The sequence below is a fragment of the Pseudomonas frederiksbergensis genome (genome assembly GCF_001952935.1).
Classification (GTDB): domain Bacteria; phylum Pseudomonadota; class Gammaproteobacteria; order Pseudomonadales; family Pseudomonadaceae; genus Aquipseudomonas; species Aquipseudomonas frederiksbergensis.
This window is the reverse complement of record NZ_CP018319.1, coordinates 5429272-5451015: the sequence shown is the minus strand read 5'-3', so window position 1 is coordinate 5451015 and position 21744 is coordinate 5429272. Positions and strand designations below refer to the sequence as shown.

The following is a 21744-nucleotide window of genomic DNA, read 5'->3' as shown; positions in this document are numbered from 1 at the left end:
GATTACTTCAGAACAGCAAGTGCCGCTTCGTAGTTCGGTTCGTCAGCGATTTCCTTGACCAGTTCGCTGTGCAGAACATTGTCGTTTTCGTCCAGAACCACGACGGCACGGGCGGTCAGGCCTTTGAGCGGGCCGTCAGCGATGGCAACGCCGTAGTTCTCGATGAACTCTTCACCGCGCAGGGTCGACAGGTTCTGAACGTTTTCCAGGCCTTCAGCGCCGCAGAAGCGCGCTTGAGCGAACGGCAGGTCAGCGGAGATGCACAGCACGACAGTGTTGGCGACATCACTGGCCTGGGCGTTGAACTTGCGAACCGACGTTGCGCAGGTCGGGGTATCGACGCTTGGGAAGATGTTCAGCACTTTGCGCTTGCCGGCGAAGCTCGCCAGGGTCACGTCGGACAGATTGCCGGCAACCAGGGAAAAGGCTGGCGCCTTGGAACCGGCTTGTGGCAGTTGGCCGTTGACTTGAACCGGGGAGCCTTTAAGAGTGACTTGAGCCATGAACGGAGTCCTTCTGAACGTTGTTGTAGAGAATTTTGAAGAGGCCGAAGTTAACCACGAAATGGCCCGTCGACCTATGCCCAGATACAAATTGTGATGTCTCGTCGCACACATTGGATACAACCCGCCTCCATCACCGCATAGCGAGTTTAGTCTCGAGAAACAAATCTGCTTTTCGGCGATCTTCCGTTAGCAGCGTTGTCGATTTAAACGACGGCCATTCGACTAGTCAGTGAATCATTCACATCCAGCGGAGATAAGACCATGCGATTCATGATCATTGTGAAAGCCAGCCCCGACTCCGAGGCCGGTGTGATGCCCAGCGAGGAACTGATGACCGCGATGGGCAACTACAACGAGGAATTGACCAAGGCCGGCATCCTCATCGACTGCGATGGCCTGCAGCCCAGCAGTAAAGGCGCTCGTGTACGTTTCTCGGGTGACCAGCGCACGGTAATCGACGGCCCGTTCGCCGAAACCAAGGAGCTGATCGCCGGCTATTGGATATGGCAGGTGAAGTCGAAACAGGAGGCGATCGAGTGGGTCAAGCGCTGCCCCAACCCGATGCCAGGCACCGACGCCGAGATCGAGATTCGCCAGGTGTTCGAGGCCGAGGATTTCGGGGACGAGTTCACACCGGAACTGCGGGAACAGGAAGAGCGGGTGCGGGCGCAGATGAACAAGCACTGAATAACGGATCATTCCCACGCGCCTGCGTGGGAATGATCGAAATGTCGGTGCCCCAAAGGAGCGAGGCTTATCCGCGGTTGCTTTTGCCTCCAGCCTCCCCAACCTCCTGTTTCGTATTAACTTTTTAGCACACGTAAATTCACGCAAGCGTGTACAAAAAAACCGAAGATGCCCCCCCGTCAACTGGCGAACCCCGAGTTAGCTGCTAGCTTCAACAGACGTCCTACAGGCTTGATAGGAAAGAAATTTCGCACTAACGGCTGCCGAGTGCCGAGTTGTCCAATGAGCCACGAAGGAACGGGGGGAGCCATGTTGAACAATGCGGGAGCGCACGCCTTTCTATTGGCGGCATCAATGGCGTCTGCCGTTTATGCCCATGCAGATAACGCCGATACGGCCAACAAAAGTAACAACCCGATGAACCTGGCGTCCGGTTTGCCAAGGCCATCCGCAATGTCCTCACGTGTCGCCAGCAAGTCGTCGGCCCTACCCGCTAGGGGGATCAAATCTCCGGAGTTGCTGATTCCCGCCCTGTTCATGAGCACGCGTACTTACGCCTTTTGTATCACCGCGCGGTTCGCGGTGGTGAGCATCGTGTTTGCACTGGTTGAACTGATCGGCGCTGCATTTGCACTGGCCCTGCTTTTGAGCATCGGTCACGAGCGGGTCGGTCAGATCGGCGCGGTGGTGGCGTTCAATAACCCGGACCATGGAAGTCGCAATGCCGAAACATAAAAATAAAGCGGTACAGCCACCCCCTGATTCATCACCGACCTTGATTAGCCGTTACCTGTTTCCCGTCACCCTCGGCGTTTTGCTGTTGGCTATCGCGGGCATCGGCTGGTTTCTGTTCAGCAGCAAACCGGCCCCGGTGCCCTATTCGCCTGTCACCGCTCCGATCGCTCAGCCGACCAAACCGCAACCGGTCGCCGTGGCACCGGCAACGATGGTCGATGAGCAACAATGCCAAGGCTGCCACAGCGAGCAGGTCAAGGACTGGCAAGGCTCCCATCACCAATTGGCGATGCAGGAAGCCAACGCCGAAACGATGCTCGGCGACTTCAATAACGTCACCTTCAAGGCGGAAAACGAAACCACCCGTTTCTCGCGCAAGGACGGCGGATTCTGGGTCAACACCCCTGGGATTGACGGCAAGAATGCCGACTTCAAGGTCGCCTACACCTTCGGCATCGCGCCGTTGCAGCAATACCTGATCGAGGTCGGCGAAGGTCGGTTGCAGGCACTCGGCGTGGCCTGGGATACCGAGAAGCATCGCTGGTTTCACCTCTATCCGGGCCAGGGGGTGAACTTCAAGGACCCGTTGCACTGGAGCAAGCCGAGCCAGAATGCCAACTTCATGTGCGTCGAGTGCCACACCACCGGTTACAAGCGCAATTTCGATGCCGCAAAAAACACCTTCGACAGTCACTGGAACAGCCTCGGTGTCGGCTGTCAGGCTTGCCACGGCCCGGCCTCCAGTCACCTGGAGTGGACGGCAAAAAAAGGTGACCTGGTCCATGCCGGCTTTGCCGTCGACCTGAAAGACAAGAACGCCACCGTCGAAATCGAAACCTGCGCCCGCTGCCACTCGCGCCGCGCGCCATTGGGCGACGGCTTCACCACTGGTAAACGCTTGATGGATGACTACTTGCCGAGCCCACTGACCCGCGAGTTGTACGCACTGGACGGCAAGATCAAGGACGAAGTGTTCGAACACGGCTCCTTTGCCCAGAGCAAAATGTTCGACAAGGGCGTGCGCTGCAGCAACTGCCACAACCCGCACAGCACCGAGCTCAAGACACCGGGCAATGGTGTCTGCCTGCAATGCCACAACACCGCCGGCAAGACCTCGGTGAATGGCGTCGACGGCAAAGGGCTGCAAGCGAAGAACTACGATTCCATCGAACACACCCGCCACACCATGGGCCAGCCGGGTTCGCAGTGCGTGGATTGCCACATGCCCGGCAAGTTCTACATGGGTAATGACTTCAGGCATGACCACAGTTTCAGCATCCCCAACCCTGAGCGGGCGAAAAAACTCGGTACACCGGACGCTTGCCTGACCTGCCACCAAGGCACGACTGGCAACAAGGTCACCGAGCAATTCAAGCTTTGGAACACCACTACCGCACAGGCACCGCGTTACGACGAAAGCCTGTGGCTGATTCGCAACGGTCAGCCTGGCGCGGCACAAGCCTTGTACGAGCAGCTGCAACGCAGCCAATTGCCAGCGATTCAGCGCGCGACCCTACTCGCCGAGTTGCCGCTGTATCCCAGCGAACAGGCGTTGAAACTGGCCACTCAGGACTTGAGCCACCCGGCACCGCAAGTGCGTGAAAGCGCTGTTCGGGCGATCAGTGCGTTCCTGCCGCCGCCGGAGCGCGCATCGCTACTGACGCCATTGCTGGCCGACCCGGTGAAAGCTGTGCGGATAGCCGCAGCCCGGGACCTGCTGAGCGTGGCCCGTAATGGCTTGGGCAGCGCCCAAGACAACTGGAATGCAGCCATCGCCGAATACGAGGCGGTCCAGAAGAATCTGAGCGAACGCGCCGAAGCCAACCTCAACCTGGCCATGCTTTATCAGGCCAACGGTCGTAGCGGTGAAGTCGAAGCGCTGCTGCGCACGGCCCTGCAGCGCGATCCGGATTTCTACCCGGCGCTGGTGACGCTGGCGCAATGGCTGGAGGCGAACGGACGCAGCCAGGAAGCTCAGGCGCTGCTGGCGCAGAGCCTGAAAGAACACCCGAATGCTGCGCTGCTGCAACACACTCAAGGCCTGTCGCTGGTGCGCGCAGGCAAATCAGCCCTGGCCATGCAGGCTCTGCGCAAGGCCGCGCAATTGGAACCTCAGAACGCGCAGTATGGGTATGTATTGGCCGTGGCACTGCACGACAGCGGCAAAGTCGATGAGGCCTGTGAAGAGCTGGAGCGGTTGCTGAAAGTGCAACCGGCCAATCGCAATGTTCGGTTGTCGTTGATCCAGTACTACCTGGATAACGGGCAGGAGCCCAAGGCGCAGGTGCTGTTGCAGGGCTGGAAGAAAATGAACAGGGGAGATCCGGCGCTGAAGTAAGCCTTGCGCCAGGTCTGTAGCAGCTGCCGAGCAGCGCGAGGCTGCGTTCGGCGGCGCAGCCGTCGTAAACCCTGTGTACCCGGTTTACCTGACCCACCGAGTAGCTCGATTTCACGACGACTGCGCCGCCGAACGCAGCCTCGCGCTGCTCGACAGCTGCTACGGGTTTGGCGGTGCTTGTGGTAGCGACCATGGGCCCGCGACGCAGCGCGTTACAGATTCAGCCGAACGCTAAAAAACCGTATCAGGTTGTGCCAGATGGCCGCAGGGTTACCTTAAATCTGATCTGCATAAATGATGTTTTCCTGAGTCTGTTTTGTTTCCGGCAAGGTTTCTACAGTGCACGACATGCCAGTCCAGGTGGCCTGGCAAGACTTTGCAACCGTGGAAGCATTGACCATGAGCACAGCAACAATCGGACAGGCCTATAACTACAAGGTCGTTCGCCAATTCATCGTGGCAACCGTGGTATGGGGTGTCGTGGGGATGGCGATGGGGGTGTGGATCGCCTCGCAACTGGTGTGGCCCGAGATGAACCTCGACCTGCCATGGACCACCTTCGGGCGCTTGCGCCCGCTGCACACCAGCCTGGTGATTTTCGGCTTCGCCGGCAGCGCGCAGTTCGCCGCCAGTTACTATGCGGTGCAGCGTACCTGCCAGGTGCGGCTGTTTTCCGACAAGCTCGCGGCATTCACTTTCTGGGGCTGGCAATCGGTGATCGTGGTGATGCTGATCACCCTGCCGCTGGGTTACACCACCACCAAGGAATACGCCGAGATCGAGTTCTCCGGCGCGGTGTGGATGACCGTGGTGTGGGTCGCTTATGCGATCGTGTTTTTCACCACCGTGGTGCAGCGCAAGACCAAGCACATCTACGTCGGCAATTGGTTTTTCGGCGCGTTTATCGTGGTGATCGCCATGCTGCACGTGGTCAATCACCTGTCGATTCCGGTGGACTGGTTCAAGTCCTATCCGGTGTATTCCGGGGCCACCGACGCCATGGTGCAGTGGTGGTACGGGCACAACGCGGTGGGTTTCTTCCTGACCACCGGGTTCCTGGGGATGATGTATTACTTCGTGCCGAAACAGGTTGGGCGGCCGGTGTATTCCTATCGGCTGTCGATCGTGCATTTCTGGGCGCTGATAACCCTGTACATATGGGCCGGCCCGCATCACTTGCACTACACCGCGCTGCCGGACTGGGCGCAGTCGCTGGGCATGGCCATGTCGCTGATCCTGCTGGCACCGAGCTGGGGCGGGATGATCAATGGCATGATGACGCTCTCGGGCGCCTGGCATAAATTACGCACCGACCCGATCCTGCGCTTTTTGGTGTTGTCCCTGGCCTTCTACGGCATGTCGACCTTCGAAGGACCGATGATGGCGATCAAGACGGTCAATGCCCTCTCCCACTACACCGACTGGACCATCGGTCACGTCCACGCTGGCGCTCTGGGTTGGGTGGCGATGATCACCTTCGGCGCGCTGTACCACATGATTCCGAAAGTCTTTGGCCGTTTACAGATGTACAGCACGCCGCTGATCAACCTGCACTTCTGGCTGGCGACCATCGGCACCGTGTTGTACATCGCCTCGATGTGGGTCAACGGCATTACCCAGGGCTTGATGTGGCGAGCGATCAACGATGACGGCACGCTGACCTACTCCTTCGTCGAAGCCTTGCAGGCCAGCCATCCGGGGTTCGTGGTGCGCTTCGTCGGCGGTGTGTTCTTCCTCAGTGGCATGTTGTTGATGGCTTACAACGTCTGGCGCACGGTGCGGGTTTCGGACATCGAAATGGCCCACCGCGAAGCGCAGATTGCCTGAAGCAAGGGGCCTGAGATGATTGAGGTCGTGCTGAATGTGTTGGGCGTCGTGGGGCTTTGGCTGGCAGTTGAATACTGCCTGAAACACCAGACGGCCGAGAGTCTGGATGAAGCCAGTTTGATTCCGTTTGCCGATGACCCGGAGGTGGCGCGGCGGGTGGAATTGGCGACGGGGAAAACCGTGAAGGCGGTGGCGCCGGAAGAAGCAAAACCGGGTTGGGGCAATCTCGAAATTTGACGCCACGATGATCAATGTGGGAGCGGGCTTGCTCGCGAAGGCGGACTGACATTCAACATTGATGCTGAATGTTATGGCCTCTTCGCGAGCAAGCCCGCTCCCACAGGGGTCTGTATCGGGTCAGAGGATTCAGCCACGTTCGCGGGGAATCAGGCTCTGCAACTGCTGCGCCAGAAAGTTCGCATCGAACGCAAAGGTATCCGGGTCTTTCAAGCCATTGGTCTTGCGCCATTGCCAGTTGCTGGACGGTGGCAGGCACACCAGGGAAATGCTGCCGTAGCGCGCCGCTGTCAGGCCCATCACGGCCAGCGAAATCTGACCACCGGCACCCATCACATCCGGCACAAACTCCACTGGTTTACCGGCGAGCACAATGGACAGCTTCTCGGTCTTGAAGGTCGACGTTTCGACCGGAACGCTCGGCCCCGAGGCGACATAGGCCTCGCGGCTCACCTCCAGCAGATTCGGCGCCTGGACCGGTTCCAGCCATTGCTGGATCTGATCGAACAGTTCACCAATGCGCGTCGCCCACACGGCCGATTGCGACTCGAACAGTTGCTTCTTGTGCGCTTCGCTTTCTGCGTAATGGCGAAGCATCTCACCCAGTTGCTGTACATCGTCCATTGCGGTGTTCCTTTGTTGAAGCGGTGCTGCGGACTTTGAGCATGGCAGATGCGCGCTGCCGGCGTACGACTAAAAGCGTGAACGGTATTGGCTGGGGGTCATGGCCAGGTATTTGCGAAAGGCACTGCCCATGTGGGACTGATGGGCGAAGCCAACGTCAAGGGCGATGTCGGCCAGGGACAGGTCGGTGTGTTCGATCATCCGGCGTGCCGCCTGAAGCCGCACTTCAACGAGGTAAGCGTGGGGTGTCAGGCCGATGGCGCGGGTGAAGTCGCGCAGAAAGCGCAACTCGGTTTGGCCGTAGGTGGCGGCCAATTGTCCAAGGGTCAGGGGCTCGTGGAACTGCTCGGCGATCTGATCCAGCACTTGGGTGAAAACCTTGGACGTAGCACGTCGCGCGGTATCGACCTTTGGACTCATCAAGCCAACAAATTCCACCGCCCTTTGCTCAAGCGCCAGCCTGTCCGGTTGCGGAGCGAGCAACAGGCGCCGCAGCTCCCGGCCCAGCATCAACGCGCGGCGATTGCCTGAAGACTGCACACGGTGGTCAACCGAGGGTAAATGCAGATGGGCCAACGGTTCGCCCAGACGCATCAGCAGGTATTCGCCACCGCTGGCCGATTCGGAAAACACTTCCACGCCGACCGGGGTGTAAGCCAGCACGCCAGGCAAGGTGTCGAAATCCACCCGGTGATCCGAATCGATGGCGTGCACGCCCTGTTGACGTTCCAGCGTCACCCCAAGGGTTTGCCATTGCACAGGATCACGCGCGCTGTAAGCGGCGCGGGGCAAAAGCTGCAAGCAGAGTCTGCCGTCCAGCAGCTCTTGGCTCAGCACCGCTGGCATGTGAAATTTCCTGATAGATCGCGATGAAGAGCCATGGGTACTCTCAAATAAAGGCATGCTCGAACAACGGGTTGCCATCAACAGGAGCATGACATGCGCACCATCGGCCTTATCGGCGGCATGAGCTGGGAGTCCAGCGCCGAGTATTACCGTCTCATCAACCAGCAGGTGCGCGACCGACTCGGGCCGTTGCGTTCGGCGAAATTGCTAATGTACAGCGTCGACTTTGGCCCTGTCGAACAGGCCCAGCACGCCGGGCGCTGGGATGATGCGGCGGCGATTCTGGTGGACGCGGCGCAGCGGTTGCAGGCTGGCGGTGCCGATTGCGTGGTGCTGTGCACCAACACCATGCACAAAGTGGCCGGGCAAATTCAGGCCGCGATCAGTATTCCGTTCCTGCACATCGCCGACCCGGCGGGTCAGGCTGCCGTCGATACGAGGGCGATGAAGGTCGGATTGCTCGGCACAGCGTTCACCATGGAGCAGGACTTCCTCAAGGAGCGCCTCACTTCAATGGGGCTGACCGTTGTGGTGCCGGAGGCCGATGAACGTCAGGCCGTCCACCGGATCATCTATGACGAGTTGTGTGTCGGGGTGATCAGCGAGGCGTCACGCAAGGTGTATCAGCAGGTCATCGAATCACTGACCCGACGTGGCGCCCAGGCAATCATCCTCGGTTGCACGGAAATCGGCCTGCTGATCAAACCCGAGCACAGCGCCCTGCCCTTGCTCGACACCACCGAACTGCATGCGCAGGCGGCGGTGGCGTTCGCGTTGGGCGAGTGACTCAACCGGCCTTGGGCGTGCGACGCAGCCGCGCCATGCTCAAGGCATCGACCCATCCGCCGTCACGCACGGCGTAGTCGCGAAACAGCCCTTCGGTGTCGAAGCCGAACTTGCGATACAGCCCGATGGCGGCTTCGTTGTCGGCGTACACCGAAAGCTCGAGCCGTTGCAGGTTCATCCAGTTGTCGGCGATGTCCAACGCCGCCGTCAGCAATTTCGAGCCAACGCCTTTGCCCTGCCAGGCCACCGCAACGCCCATGCCGAGATTGCCGGCATGGCTGCGGCGAATCCGCGAAAACTGCTCCAGGCCAATATTGCCAATGACCGCCCCTTGATGCAGCGCCACCAGTTGCACCACACGCTCATTGTCCGGCGCCAGGCGCTTGCGCCAGACTTCCGCAGACTGAAACGGCATTTGCAGCACCTGACGGGTAATGACCGGGTCATTGTAGAGCGCGGTAATGCCGTCGATGTGGGATTCGTTGAAACGTTCGAGGGTAATGACAGCGTCAGTGGCGGGCATGGGTGATTCATCCTTGAGACAGACATGGCCGCCCACTCTATACCGCGTACTTCCAATATGGCGAGAATCAGTGTGGTTGCGAGCCTGCTCGCGATGGGGCCATCACATTCAACATTGATGTCGACTATCCGGCCGCTATCGCGAGCAGGCTCGCTCCCACATTTCGGACAGTGGTCAGCCTTCGAACCACTCCCGCCGTTCATTGAAGGTGTTCTGGATCAGCTCAACGATCATCTGCACCTGCGCGGCCCCCTCGGACTCGGCATTGACCGCCATCCACACCTGACGCTGCATCGGTTGGCTGAACAGCCCCGGCAATCCAATCAGGCCGCGGTCGAAGCGGCTGATGTATCCGGGCAGCAGGCCAATGCAGGCGCTGCAACGGATCATCTCCAGCATCAGCTCATAGGAATGCAACTGCACTACCCCGGCCAGACGCTGGTCCACGAGGTTATTCCACGGCCGGAAACAGTCGACCTGACGGTCATGCTGCCATTGCACCAGCAGGAAGTCCGCAAGATCGTCGAGGCTGTCTGGCCGCGATGCGACCCGTGAATACCGTTTGGCGATATGGGGCAGGTAGTCGAGCCGCGCCAGACGCCGGGGCTCGCTGACGGCAAAACTGGGTCCGGGCAGCGGTGATTCGGTGCCGGCCAGCCACAGCACCACATCGGCGCTGACCGCTTGCAGGGACAGTTCGCTGTCCAGAGTGATGATGTCCAGACGCACGCCGGCGTTGCGGCGCAATAAGGCAACCAGATCGCGACCGAGAATGTCATGCAGGATCGACTCGGCGACGGCCAGGCGCACCAACGGCTGTTCGATCACCGGCAAGTCGCGTTCGTGGGCCAAGGCAATCAACTGCGATTGCAGCTGTAACCCGTCCCGACTGAGGGCAACGCCACTCTCTGTGTGGCTGAACAGCGAACACTGCAGTTGCGTTTCAAGTTGCGCCAAGTGTTTGCGCAGTTGGGTGGCCTTGATATTGAGACTGCGAGCCGCCTGCATGAAACAGCCGCAGCGGGCGCTGACCCGAAAAGACTGCGCCAATACCGGATCGATTCCTGCTGCCAGTGCGCGCCAGGATAAAGTTTTTTTTACGGTCGAGCGGTACTGGGCAACTCGCTGACGCTCTGTGGTTTCCATGAATCGCATCGCTGACTCCCTGTCGATCTGTCCTTGATAGCCTCATCCTGCGCAGGGTTTATGAACCTGACGTGACACTCGGGATGGAAAATCGATTCAGCCTCCAGGGGTTTGTCGAAAGCTCACCGCCAGGCGATTCCAGCTGTTGATGGTGGTGACGGCGATGGTCAGGTCGACCATTTCGCTTTCGCTGAATTGCTCCCGGGCCTGCGCGTAGACGTCGTCCGGCACATGGCTTTCAGCGAGCAACGTGACGGCTTCGGTCCAGGCCAGCGCCGCGCGTTCTCGGGCATTGAAGAAGCCGCTGTCACGCCAGACCACGATCGAATACAAGCGACGGTCAGTCTCGCCGAGTCGCCGGGCATCCACCGAATGCATGTCGGTGCAGAAAGCGCAGCCATTGAGCTGCGAGGCACGAATCTTGATCAAGTGCAGCAAGGCCGGCTCGATGCTGAGGTTGCTGGTCAAGGCCTCCATGGCAATCATCGCTTTCATCGCCTTGGGCGATGCGCTGTAGTAATCGAGGCGGACGTTCATGGAGTGACCTCGCGGATCGAATGTGTGCCCCTCAAGGTAGGCGTTGATACAAAGGCGTTACAGATCCAATTCTGCGAAATACCCATGGACCACTCAGGCACCAGACCAATCGGAGGTTTTTCGCCCACGCAACTTTTGCGCAGGCGCGCATGCGGGTAATCTGGCCCGACGCACACGCGCCTCAATCGCCCCAGGAGCCTCGCCGGTATGGAACTTCACGTTGTCATCAACGGCCGCAAGGACCTGGCAGGCCAGTTGTACAACCAACTGCGCAGCGCCATCGAATCCGGTCGTCTGGCAGCCGGGACGCAGCTGCCGCCCAGCCGTTTGCTGGCAGAACAACTGGGCATTTCGCGCAAGACCATTTCCGATACCTACACGCAACTGACCTACGAAAACTTCCTCACCGGGGTCATCGGCAAAGGCACCTACGTCAACGCCCGACCGGCAAAAATCACCCGCAAACAGAGCCATTCGGAGCTGGCCAGTGCCGAGGTCATCGAGTCCTGGCGCAACCTGCCGGTGTTCCTGCGCCATCCGACGCTGGAAGGCTCTTTGCGCTACGACTTCATCGGCGGCGCCACCAGCAAGGGCCAGTTTCCTCAGGATGACTGGCGGCGCTGCACCGCTCACGCCTTGCGCCAGATCGCCGCGTCCAAGGGCTTCTACAGCCTGCCCGAAGGCCTGCCGGCGCTGCGCAATGCGATTGCCCGGCACATCGCGTTTTCTCGCGGGGTCAATTGTCAGGACGAAGACGTGGTGGTGTGCAATGGCGCGCAACAGGCGCTGGACCTGATTTCCCGGGTGCTCACGCGTCCCGGCAGCATCGTCGCCATGGAAGACCCCGGTTATCCGCCCGCTCGCCTGTTGTTCGGGACCCACGGTGCCACGGTGATCGGCGTCCCGGTGGATGCGGAAGGCATTCAGGTGGACAAAATCCCCCTCGGCACCCGCCTGATCTACGTCACGCCGTCGCACCAGTTTCCGCTCGGCATGCCGATGAGCCAGGCCCGCCGGGTGGCGCTGCTGGAACGAGCCCATGAGTTGGGCGCGATCATCATCGAGGACGATTACGACAGCGAGTTCCGCTACGAAGGCCGGCCCACCGACTCGCTGCAAAGCATGGACGAACGCGGCATCGTCGCCTACGTCGGGACCTTTTCGAAAACCTTGCTGCCGGAGCTGCGCCTGGGTTACGCGATCCTGCCGCCAGCGATTCTCGACGCGGTCATTCGCGCCAAGCAGCTTACCGACCTGCACACCTCCACCCTGCCCCAATGGGCGCTGGCCAAGTTCATCGCCGAAGGCTGTCTGCTCAAGCACATCCGGCGCTGCCATACGATCTATGCCGGGCGTCGTGAGCGGATCCTCGAGCGCATGGCCGGCGATTTGTCGCCGTGGCTCGAGGCGGTGCCGACTACTGCCGGGTTCCACATGGTGGTTATGTGCAAAGTGTCTATCGATATTCCGTTGGTGATCACACTTGCAAAAAAAGTCGAAGTCGGGGTGTATCCCATCGACAGCTTTTTCTATCAGCAAGCGCCGCAGGCCGGGCTTTTCCTCGGTTTTGGCGCCATCGAAACCCTCGACATCGACATCGCCCTGGACCGCCTGCGGGACATTTTGCAGCAGGTTGCCTGACGGATTGGTCTGCGTTTTTATCCCGCGATTGGCTATTGGTGGTCCGGGGATGCAGGCCTATCCTGCATAAACGTTATCCCTCAATGAGCAGGATTCGTCCGGCCTGATTCAGGAGTGTGAGCAATGTCCAACGAAGTGATCAATACCGTTAAGGTGCAGGCCGCCGCCGGCCGCTCGGACGAACTGGGCAAGCAACTGCAAAAGATTGTCGAAACCCTGCGCGCACAACCGGGTTGTGATTCCTATATGGTCGACCGCTGCCCCGAGGACGACAACCGCTGGACGGTCAGCGCCCGCTGGCAATCGGAAGCGGCCATGCAAATGCATTTCAACTGCCCTGAAGTCCAAGGCTTTATCGGCCTGATCGACAGCCGCCTGGCCAACAGCGTCGACTTCAACAGCTTCCCAATCGTTTAGAAATTAGGTCGCCGCCTTCGGCTACTCCTACAGGGCTGTGGGTACCTCTGCAGGAGTGGCTGGAGACGGCGATCTTGTTTTTTCAACGCGCATGATTGGTCCCCTCGCCTTCACGAAAATTGGCTGTTTGATTGGCTCCGGCCAAGACTTACTGTGGTCCCTGACAACTAACCACAGCAGGTGACAACCCATGAACGCCTTACGCTACTGTGCTGCGCCCCTCGCCGCCCTGGCCCTGACCTTTTGCAACTCAGCATTCGCCCACGAAGCCGCGCCTTCGGAAAAGGTCACCGTGTTGCAGGATCAGATGTTGAAAAATGCACCGGGTAAAAAAGCGCTGATGATCGAAGTCGATTACAAACCCGGCCAATCATCCATCGCCCACAAGCACGAAGGCACGGCCATGGCTTACGTCATTTCGGGAGAAATCATTTCCCAGGTCAAAGGCGAAAAGGCGATCACGTACAAGGCCGGTGAATACTGGTACGAACCGGCCGGCTCGGAGCATTTGGTCTCGAAAAATGCCAGTACGACTAAACCCGCCAAGCTGTTGGTGTTTATGGTGTTAGCGCCAGAAGAAAAAATATTGATCCCCTTGGAAAACTGATAGCTGTTGCATCAGCCATAAATAAACAGGCTCGAATTAAGCATTCGGGCCTTTTTATTTCCCGGCGTAATTAACGGGGGGCTTTTAAACCAAACAAAACTATTGGCCACCTGATAAGTGCAGAGATTGGCTATTTCATTGAGCAACGACAGGTTTAGTCTGGAATCTCCGCCGACTGTGTCCGGCCCACTAACTTTCCGACTCAAGTTGTTTCACGGGAGAAACACCATGAAACTTGCACTTGTCAGCACCTTGACGATGACGGTTCTTTTAACGGGTTGTTCAATACCTACTGCACCGAAGGCTGTTTCTTCGCTCGACGGTATTTTCACCGAGCCGGTGGGCCGCAGCAGCGCCACGCGTGTCACCAATGGCAGCAACGTGTCCCTGGGCATCGTGTACAGCCGCAACACTCAAACCAACCGCGCCTACCTTCAGGATTACCAGGCCAACGCCGGCACCGGTTTCGGCCAGAGCCTGCTGGTGCAGTCGATTCACGATACCTACGTTGCCACCTCCAAACCCGACTTGGCGGTGGACTGGGTCAAAGCATCCTTGCAACGTCAGTTTGGCTCGGTGACGGTGTACCCGGACATGCAAAGCCTCAGGGCCGCTAAACCGGACGTGGTCGCCATCGTCGATACGCGCAGTCAATTGATGACCTCGCGCAGTTCGGATATCAGCGCGAATGTCAGCGCAGCGTTCTACGACTCCAACTTCAACTACATCGGCACTGCGCAAGGTCATGACGCTAAAGAACTGAGTCCGATATGGGCGGACTATAAGCGCAGCGAAGATATCGTTGCCGATATAAACGAACAACAGAATGTGCAAGTTCGGGCCTTGCAGAAGTTTGACCGGTCGCTCAGTAATTTATTGACCAGGCCGACAGATAAAGTGTCAATGATCGATAATAATATAGGCAAAAAGTTGTATTGAGGTTGATGGCCCCTTCGCGAGCAAGCCCGCTCCCACATTAGTTCTGTGTACAACGCAAAACCAATGTGGGAGCGGGCTTGCTCGCGAAAGGGCCCGACCAGACGGTACAAAACCTTCAGACAAAAAAACCCCGTCTCTCTCAAGACGGGGCTTCTTCATTCAGTGCCTGATCAGGCAGCCGGCTCCAACTCAGCATTGGCAATGCTAGTGGCAGTGACTGGCACTACCGCTTGACCGCTCAACGCCAGATCCAGCAACTCACGGTTGGCCACCGCATACATGGCGTAATCAGTGCCGCTGGCGGCACGGATTTCTACCAGCATGGCGCGCCAGCGTTCGATCATGCCTTCGTGCTCTTCCATCCACAGCTCCAGACGGGTTTCCACGTCCTGGGTGCCGTCGCCCTGTTGCAGGACAGAGATGGTGATCGCACGTTGTTGCCAGTCGACATCGTCGCGGAACGCTTCACGAGCCAGGGCCTGCCAGTTGTTTTCAACCGGCAGAGCGCTGATCTGTTGCAGATACCAGGTGATGTCCAGCGCGCTGCCCACGGCGAAGTAAGCCTTCGCCACGTCGGCGGGGTTCTGACCGGTCACGTCGGACGCTTCGATGATCGGCAGCAAGGTGTACAGGTGTGTGGTGCCTGCAACCATGCGCGCCAGCAACTCAGGAACGCCAGCCGCAACGTACGCCTGATAACGGGTCTGCCAGCCTTCGCGGGTCGGGCCTTCCAGCAGTTCGTCGAGCTTGAGGCCCAGCGCTGCCAGATGTGGACCGAAGTGCGCGACGTCACGGGCAGCATTCTGCTCGTTGCGACGGCTGCGCAGGAACCAGCGCGTAGCGCGACGGCCCAGGCGCATCAGCTCATCCATCAGCTCCAGTTGCACGTCAGCGGAAACCTGGTAGTCCAGGGCTTCGATCTGACGGAACCAGTGCGGGAGGTGGAAGATGTCACGCACGATCACGTAAGCACCGGCCACGTTCGCCGGGCTCATACCGGTCGACTCTTTGAGTCGTTGAACGAAGGTGATGCCCATGTGGTTGACCAGATCGTTGGCGATCTGGGTGCTGACGATCTCACGCTTCAGACGGTGACGGCGCATGGCGTCGGAGAACTTGCTCACCAGGGTCGGCGGGAAAGCGGTTTCCATGTCGCGCGTCAGGTAATCGTCGTCCGGCACCAGGGAATTGAGCAGCGCTTCCTTGAGGTCGATCTTGCTGTAGGAAATCAGCACCGACAGCTCTGCACGGGTCAGGCCATGGCCTTCCGCGAGACGCTCGTTGATCGCTTCTTCGGACGGCAGGAACTCAATGGCGCGATCCAGCTTGCCGCGGCCTTCCAGATCGTTCATCAGGCGCTTGTATTCGGCAATCCGCACGAAGGCGCGGCGTGCCGCCAGGGACAATGCCTGAGTCTGCTTGTAGTTGTTGCCCAGCACCAGGTTGCCGACTTCGTCGGTCATGCTCGCCAGCAACTGGTTACGTTGCTTGTCGGTCATGTCACCGGCATGAACCACTTCGTTCAGCAGGATCTTGATGTTTACTTCGTGGTCGGAGCAGTCCACACCACCGGCGTTGTCGATGAAGTCAGTGTTGGAACCGCCGCCATTGAGGCCGAATTCGACACGACCCAGCTGAGTCATACCGAGGTTACCGCCCTCGCCCACGACTTTGCAGCGCAGTTCGTTGCCGTTCACGCGCAGTGCATCGTTGGCCTTGTCGCCGACATCAGCGTGGCTTTCGCTGCTGGCCTTGACGTACGTACCGATACCGCCGTTCCACAACAGATCCACCGGTGCCTTGAGCAAGGCGTTCAGCAGTTCGGTCGGGGTCAGCTTGTCAGCCTGAATGTCGAAGCGCTCTTTCATCTGCGGGGAAATCGCGATGCTTTTCGCGCTACGGGAGAAAATCCCGCCGCCTTCGGACATGATGCTGGTGTCGTAATCCGACCAGGCCGAACGCGGCAGGTCGAACAGGCGCTGACGCTCGGCGAAGCTGTTGGCCGGCTCCGGGTTCGGGTCGATGAAGATGTGCAGGTGGTTGAACGCTGCGACCAGTTGCAGCTTGTCGGACATCAACAAGCCGTTACCGAACACGTCACCGGCCATGTCGCCGACGCCAACTACCGTGATGTTGTCTTCCTGGACATTGATGCCGCGTTCGCGGAAGTGACGTTGAACGCCAACCCACGCGCCCTTGGCGGTGATGCCCATTTTCTTGTGGTCGTAACCGGCCGAGCCGCCCGATGCGAACGCATCGCCGAGCCAGAAGCCGTAGTCGATGGCGATACCGTTGGCGATGTCGGAGAAGGTTGCAGTGCCCTTGTCCGCTGCCACTACCAGGTACGGGTCATCGTCGTCATGACGCACGACGTTGGCCGGCGGTACCAGCGCGCCGTCTTTCAGGTTGTCGGTGATGTCCAACAGGCCCGAGATAAAGATGCGGTAGCAGGCGATGCCCTCGGCCGCGATCTCGTCCCGACCGCCACCCAGTGGCAGGCGACGCGGCAGGAAGCCGCCCTTCGCGCCAACCGGCACGATGACCGAGTTCTTCACTTGCTGGGCTTTTACCAGGCCCAGGACTTCGGTGCGGTAGTCTTCTTCACGATCAGACCAGCGCAGACCACCGCGAGCAACGTTGCCGAAGCGCAGGTGCACGCCTTCGACGCGTGGCGAGTAAACGAAGATTTCGAACTTCGGTACTGGCTTCGGCAGCTCTGGAATCTGGTGCGGGTTGAACTTGAAGCTGAAGTAGGACTTGTTCTGACCGTGGGCGTCGGTCTGGTAGAAGTTGGTCCGCAGGGTGGCCTTGATCAGGTCCAGGTAGCGACGCAGGATGCGGTCTTCGTTCAGTACCTGAACGTCGTCCAGGGCGCTGAGAATCGCGTGTTCCAGGCGTTGCTGCTTGTCTTCCAGATCGTCGCCGGTCAGCTTGCGCGCCAGGTAGAAACGGGTTTTGAACAACCGGGTCAATTCGCGAGCGATGTCGGTGTGGTTGTTCAGGGTGCTGGCGATGTAACCCAGGTCGAAGCCCAGGCGAATCTGCTTCATGTAACGGGCGTAGGCACGCAGCAGCGCGACGTCGCGCCATGGCAGGCCGGCGGTCAGCACCAGGCGGTTGAACGCATCGTTCTCGGCATCGCCACGCACGATGTGGACGAACGCGTCCTGCAAGGTGTCGTTGAGTTGCTGGATGTCGAGTTCCAGGCCTTCAGCGGCAGTGAACGCGAAGTCGTGAATCCAGAACTCGCGGCCATTGTTGTGACGCAGGCGATACGGGAACTCACCCAGCACGCGCAGGCCGAGGTTTTCCAGAATCGGCAACACGTCGGACAATGCCAGCGGGGTATCGGCGTGATACAGCTTGCAATGCAACTCGCGCTGGCCGGAAACCTGACCCAATGGCTGATAGAAGCTCATCACCAGCGGATTGGATTCTTTCAGGCTCAGCAGGTGCTGCATGTCGACCACAGCCGAATGCGCGGCGAAACGCTCGCGGTAACCGGCCGGGAAGCCTTTCGGGAAGTCGGCCAGCACGTTGGTACCGTGGGCTTCGCCGAAGCTTTCGACCACCAGGCTCGCGTAGTCGTCCTGCCAGCTGCGGCAGGCTTGCACGACTTCTTTTTCCAGCAGAACCGGGTCGATGTCCAGACGGTTTTTCGGATCGACACGCAGAATCAGTTGCACGCGGGCCAGCACGGACTCGGAGAAGAAGGTCCAGAACTCGCAGTCCGAGGCTTTCAGGCGATCCATCAGCACTTGCTGGATCTTCTGGCGCACTTCGGTGGAGTAGATGTCGCGCGGCACGTAGGCCAGGCAGTAGCAGAAACGACCGTACGGGTCTTTGCGCAGGAACACGCGAATCTTGTTGCGCTCCTGGATCTGCACGATCGACATCACGGTGGTGAACAGTTCGTCGACCGGGGTCTGGAACAGGTCGTCGCGCGGCAGCACTTCAACCACCTGTGCCAGTTCCTTGCCCAGGTGAGCCTTGGCCTGGAAGCCGGAACGGCGTTCGATTTCTTCGACCTTGCGGCGGATGTACGGGATGACCCGCACGCTCTCGCCATACACCGAGGAGGTGTACAGGCCCATGAAACGGCATTCCTTGATGACGTTGCCGTCGGCGTCGATTTCACGGATCGACACGTAATCCGGGTAAGCCGGACGGTGCACACGGCTTGGGTGTGCAGCCTTGGCGAACGACAACAGGGTCGGTTCGCGCAGGTAGTTCACGGCATAGTCTTCGATGCGCAGGTCATCATAGGTCAGGCCGGTGCGCAGCAATTTGGTCAGGCCGAGGAAGGAGTCCTGGTCGTAGACGATGTGGCCGCCGTCGGCTTCATCGCGAACCACGAACTCTTCATAGCCCAGGAAGGTGAAGTGGTTGCCCACCAGCCATTCCAGGAAGCTTTTGATTTCGGCTTTCTCTTCAGCATCGACAGCGAACTTGCTGTTGTCCAGGCCGGTGAGGATTTCCTGGACCTTGGCTTTCATCGGTTCGAAATCGGCGACCGCGACGCGGACTTCACCGAGAACCTGTTCCAGTTCCTTGCTCAGGACATTCAATTCCGCCGAGTTGGCGCAACGGTCGATTTCCAGGTACATCAACGACTCTTGCAGCACGTCGTCGCCCTGGGTGCCTTTCGGCAGGATTTCCAGCAGCTCGCCCTTGCTGCCGCGACGCACGCTCAGCACAGTGGTTTGCAGGGTGTGGATGCTGTAGCCGCGACGGTTCAGCTCGGTGCGCACCGAGTCCACCAGAAATGGCAAGTCGTGGTGCAGCACTTCGACCGCGGTGTGGGTCGACTGCCAGCCGTGGCGTTCGTAATCGGGGTTGTAGACGCGCACTTGCGGTTGCGCGTGATCGAAGCGCTCAAGCAGGCGCCACGCAGAAAGGGTGCAGCCGGCGAGGTCGGACAACCGACGCTGGGTCAGCTCGTCCAGGGAAATGATGCCGAAAAATTGTTCCGCGAACAGCGCCACTTGTGGCAGTGCCTGTTCACTGATGTGCTGGGCCAGTGCCGCTTGCAGTTGGTGCTGGAAGTCGGCTTTGCTGGCTGCGGTGAAGAACGCCATCTGTGGTACTCCGCTTGGGCTTGTTATTGATGGAAGCGTCGCGTGCAAACCCCTTTCGGGGCAATCCGTCACCCTGTTCCTGATTCTCGGGCAGAGGAAACAGGATGACAGGTGGGTGAAGCTGGACGAGACACTCAGGTCACATTCACCTTCCATGAATGGGCATCTGCAAAAACGACTGGGCAAGGTACAGCGCAATGCCTTTACAGGTGCTCATCCGTTGCGCAGCTTAACCAGTGCGGCAAGGCCCGTGCTTGCAGCGCTGCGACATATTCGGTCATCGGTACGCAGCTTGCGCCTTGTGCATCGAACAACACTAGCAGCCGCACGGCAAAACGGGGGGTTTAAGCCCGGTTTTGCGGCACATCCGTACCAGAAATGACCAGCAACTCCCCGGATGTTCACGACACATCCTCTGACACTCAGGCAAGCAGAAATTCCCGAGGGCTGGCAGAATCGCCCTTTGTTCGTCTTCACAATGCTCGTCGAGCCAGGAATTCCCCATGCAAATGACCACCGCCCTCTTGATCGTCAACCCGTGCGACGACGAAGAAGACAACATGGCCATGCTCTGCTGCCACAGCGATCAGGGCGATATGTTCCTGATGACCCGCTACCCGGACGAGGATGCGTTGGACATCACCCTCGACGGCGAGCCGTCGACGCTGGACGGCGTAAAAGTCACCCTCAGCCCTACCCGCCTGCTGATCGAAATCGCCGCCGCTGACGCCGATGCGCTCAATGGTGATGATTCGCTGGAAATCATTCACAGCACTGATGCGAGCGATCTGGCTGAAGTGGAAGAGACATTGCAGAACATTCTCAAGGGCACTGGCACCTATATAAGTCAGCTTTGAGCCTCAGAATCTCGGGTGCCTGAGCCGGCCTCATCGCGAGCAGGCTCGCTCCCACAGGGGATCTCCTGTGGATGCAAAATTTGCGTCCAGCACAATTCCAATGTGGGAGACATTGCAGAACATCCCAAGGGGCACTGGTACCTGTATAAACCAGTTATGTAGTGCCTGAACCGGCCTCATCGCGAGCAGGCTCGCTCCCACAGTGGGGCTCCTGCGGATGCAAAATTTGCGTCCAGCACAATTCCAATGTGGGAGCGAGCCTGCTCGCGATGAGGCCCGAAAGAACACCGCCACCCTCTGGGTCCTACAACATTCAAACAATTTCGCCAATCAATTCCCTCACTTTGCACAAAATGCCGTTAGTCGCCGCCCCCCGCGATAGATTAAAGTAACGCCCCCAGCCCTGGCGTTATTCGAACGTCTTCGGTCACCCTTTCCAGGAACAGTCATCGATGGAACATCGTGAAGCGCTGCTAGCGCTGCGAACCTTTCTTTCAACGCAGATTCTCGGCCAGGAAAAACTCATCGAGCGCTTGCTCATCGCTTTGCTCGCCGACGGCCACATGCTGGTCGAGGGCGCCCCGGGCCTGGCCAAGACCAAGGCCATCAAAGAACTTGCCGAAGGCATCGAAGCACAGTTCCATCGTATCCAGTTCACCCCCGACCTGCTGCCCGCCGACATCACCGGTACGGAAATCTATCGCCCGGAAACCGGCAGTTTCGTGTTCCAGCAAGGCCCGATCTTCCACAACCTGGTGCTGGCGGACGAAATCAACCGCGCCCCGGCCAAGGTTCAATCGGCCCTGCTCGAAGCCATGGGCGAGCGCCAGGTCAGCGTCGGGCGCAGCACCTACGAGCTGTCGCCGCTGTTTCTGGTAATGGCCACGCAAAACCCGATCGAGCAGGAAGGCACCTATCCATTGCCCGAAGCGCAGCTCGACCGCTTCCTGATGCACGTGAAAATCGGCTTCCCGGACGCTGCCGTCGAACGTCGGATCCTGCAACAGGCCCGCGGCGAAGCGCTGAACGGCGAAACCAAGCCCGAGCGCCGGGTCAGCCAGCAGGCGATTTTTGCCGCGCGCAAGGAAATCCTCGGTTTGTACATGGCCGACGCCGTGGAGGAATACCTGGTGCAACTGGTCATGGCCACCCGCACCCCGGCCAAGTTCGATCCGGAGATGGCCGAGTGGATCGCCTATGGCGCCAGCCCGCGCGGTTCGATTGCCCTTGACCGTTGCGCCCGGGCCCATGCCTGGCTGGCCGGGCGCGACTTCGTCAGCCCCGAAGACATTCAAGCGGTGCTGTTCGACGTTCTGCGCCACCGCATCATTCTTTCCTTTGAAGCCGAAGCCGCGGGCATCGACCAGGACCGGGTGGTCCAGCGGATTCTCGACGTCGTAGCCGTCGCTTGAC

Annotated in this window: 19 protein-coding genes; 12 read left to right on the top strand and 7 right to left on the bottom strand. The window is 59.3% G+C overall.

Annotated features, from left to right (window positions below; translation table 11 throughout):
• Positions 1-2 precede the first annotated feature (2 nt).
• The gene (gene tpx / locus PFAS1_RS25680) at positions 3-503 is read right to left on the bottom strand and encodes a thiol peroxidase (RefSeq protein ID WP_076031029.1); all 501 of its coding nucleotides are present in this window, start codon (positions 501-503) and stop codon (positions 3-5) included.
• Positions 504-767: 264 nt separating this feature from the next.
• Between tpx and PFAS1_RS25675 the strand changes: the two genes are divergently transcribed.
• From PFAS1_RS25675 to PFAS1_RS25650, 5 genes are all read left to right on the top strand, one after another.
• Entirely contained in the window at positions 768-1193 is a 426-nt protein-coding gene (locus tag PFAS1_RS25675) for a YciI family protein (RefSeq protein ID WP_076031028.1), read from the top strand.
• Positions 1194-1502: 309 nt separating this feature from the next.
• Positions 1503-1928, top strand: a complete 426-nt coding sequence (locus PFAS1_RS29645; RefSeq protein ID WP_156886758.1) for a hypothetical protein — start codon at positions 1503-1505, stop codon at positions 1926-1928.
• Positions 1915-4266, top strand: coding sequence for a tetratricopeptide repeat protein (locus tag PFAS1_RS25665; protein WP_076031026.1), 2352 nt, complete (start codon positions 1915-1917; stop codon positions 4264-4266). The genes PFAS1_RS29645 and PFAS1_RS25665 overlap by 14 nt, the downstream gene beginning before the upstream one ends.
• A 399-nt stretch (positions 4267-4665) precedes the next feature.
• Positions 4666-6093 (top strand): cytochrome-c oxidase, cbb3-type subunit I, encoded by a 1428-nt coding sequence (ccoN, locus tag PFAS1_RS25655; protein WP_076031024.1) that lies wholly within the window; start codon positions 4666-4668, stop codon positions 6091-6093.
• Between the two features lie 15 nt (positions 6094-6108).
• Positions 6109-6330 carry a hypothetical protein gene (locus PFAS1_RS25650; RefSeq protein ID WP_056745851.1) on the top strand — a complete coding sequence of 74 codons (222 nt, stop codon included), beginning with the start codon at positions 6109-6111 and terminating at the stop codon, positions 6328-6330.
• Positions 6331-6459: 129 nt separating this feature from the next.
• Here PFAS1_RS25650 and PFAS1_RS25645 read toward each other — a convergent pair whose 3' ends face one another.
• Both PFAS1_RS25645 and PFAS1_RS25640 read right to left on the bottom strand, forming a co-directional pair.
• Positions 6460-6954 carry a hypothetical protein gene (locus PFAS1_RS25645; protein WP_076031023.1) on the bottom strand — a complete coding sequence of 165 codons (495 nt, stop codon included), beginning with the start codon at positions 6952-6954 and terminating at the stop codon, positions 6460-6462.
• Between the two features lie 69 nt (positions 6955-7023).
• Entirely contained in the window at positions 7024-7800 is a 777-nt protein-coding gene (locus tag PFAS1_RS25640) for a helix-turn-helix domain-containing protein (RefSeq protein WP_076031022.1), read from the bottom strand.
• A gap of 93 nt (positions 7801-7893) precedes the next feature.
• Here PFAS1_RS25640 and PFAS1_RS25635 point away from each other — a divergent pair, with 93 nt between their 5' ends.
• Entirely contained in the window at positions 7894-8586 is a 693-nt protein-coding gene (locus PFAS1_RS25635) for an aspartate/glutamate racemase family protein (protein ID WP_076031021.1), read from the top strand.
• A gap of 1 nt (position 8587) precedes the next feature.
• Here the strand turns inward: PFAS1_RS25635 and PFAS1_RS25630 are convergent, their stop codons facing one another.
• The 3 genes from PFAS1_RS25630 to PFAS1_RS25620 all read right to left on the bottom strand — a co-directional run bounded on the left by PFAS1_RS25630 (position 8588) and on the right by PFAS1_RS25620 (position 10792).
• Positions 8588-9109 carry a GNAT family N-acetyltransferase gene (locus tag PFAS1_RS25630; RefSeq protein ID WP_076031020.1) on the bottom strand — a complete coding sequence of 174 codons (522 nt, stop codon included), beginning with the start codon at positions 9107-9109 and terminating at the stop codon, positions 8588-8590.
• 174 nt (positions 9110-9283) lie between these two features.
• The gene (locus PFAS1_RS25625) at positions 9284-10264 is read right to left on the bottom strand and encodes a LysR family transcriptional regulator (RefSeq protein ID WP_076031019.1); all 981 of its coding nucleotides are present in this window, start codon (positions 10262-10264) and stop codon (positions 9284-9286) included.
• 87 nt (positions 10265-10351) lie between these two features.
• Positions 10352-10792, bottom strand: a complete 441-nt coding sequence (locus tag PFAS1_RS25620; protein WP_076031018.1) for a carboxymuconolactone decarboxylase family protein — start codon at positions 10790-10792, stop codon at positions 10352-10354.
• A gap of 207 nt (positions 10793-10999) precedes the next feature.
• Between PFAS1_RS25620 and pdxR the strand changes: the two genes are divergently transcribed.
• From pdxR to PFAS1_RS25600, 4 genes are all read left to right on the top strand, one after another.
• Positions 11000-12433, top strand: coding sequence for a MocR-like pyridoxine biosynthesis transcription factor PdxR (pdxR, locus tag PFAS1_RS25615; protein WP_076031017.1), 1434 nt, complete (start codon positions 11000-11002; stop codon positions 12431-12433).
• 123 nt (positions 12434-12556) lie between these two features.
• Entirely contained in the window at positions 12557-12850 is a 294-nt protein-coding gene (locus tag PFAS1_RS25610) for an antibiotic biosynthesis monooxygenase family protein (RefSeq protein WP_076031016.1), read from the top strand.
• Between the two features lie 190 nt (positions 12851-13040).
• Positions 13041-13457 carry a cupin domain-containing protein gene (locus tag PFAS1_RS25605; RefSeq protein WP_076031015.1) on the top strand — a complete coding sequence of 139 codons (417 nt, stop codon included), beginning with the start codon at positions 13041-13043 and terminating at the stop codon, positions 13455-13457.
• A 228-nt stretch (positions 13458-13685) separates the two neighbouring features.
• Positions 13686-14396: an ATPase gene (locus PFAS1_RS25600; protein WP_076031014.1), complete on the top strand. Its 711-nt coding sequence runs from the start codon at positions 13686-13688 to the stop codon at positions 14394-14396.
• A gap of 170 nt (positions 14397-14566) precedes the next feature.
• Here the strand turns inward: PFAS1_RS25600 and PFAS1_RS25595 are convergent, their stop codons facing one another.
• On the bottom strand, positions 14567-19474 hold the full coding sequence (locus tag PFAS1_RS25595; RefSeq protein ID WP_076031013.1) for an NAD-glutamate dehydrogenase: 4908 nt from the start codon (positions 19472-19474) through the stop codon (positions 14567-14569).
• Between the two features lie 503 nt (positions 19475-19977).
• Here PFAS1_RS25595 and PFAS1_RS25590 point away from each other — a divergent pair.
• Together PFAS1_RS25590 and PFAS1_RS25585 are read left to right on the top strand one after the other, a co-directional pair.
• The gene (locus PFAS1_RS25590) at positions 19978-20331 is read left to right on the top strand and encodes a hypothetical protein (RefSeq protein WP_076031012.1); all 354 of its coding nucleotides are present in this window, start codon (positions 19978-19980) and stop codon (positions 20329-20331) included.
• Between the two features lie 452 nt (positions 20332-20783).
• Positions 20784-21743 (top strand): AAA family ATPase, encoded by a 960-nt coding sequence (locus tag PFAS1_RS25585; protein WP_008150800.1) that lies wholly within the window; start codon positions 20784-20786, stop codon positions 21741-21743.
• The last annotated feature ends 1 nt before the right edge of the window (position 21744 follow it).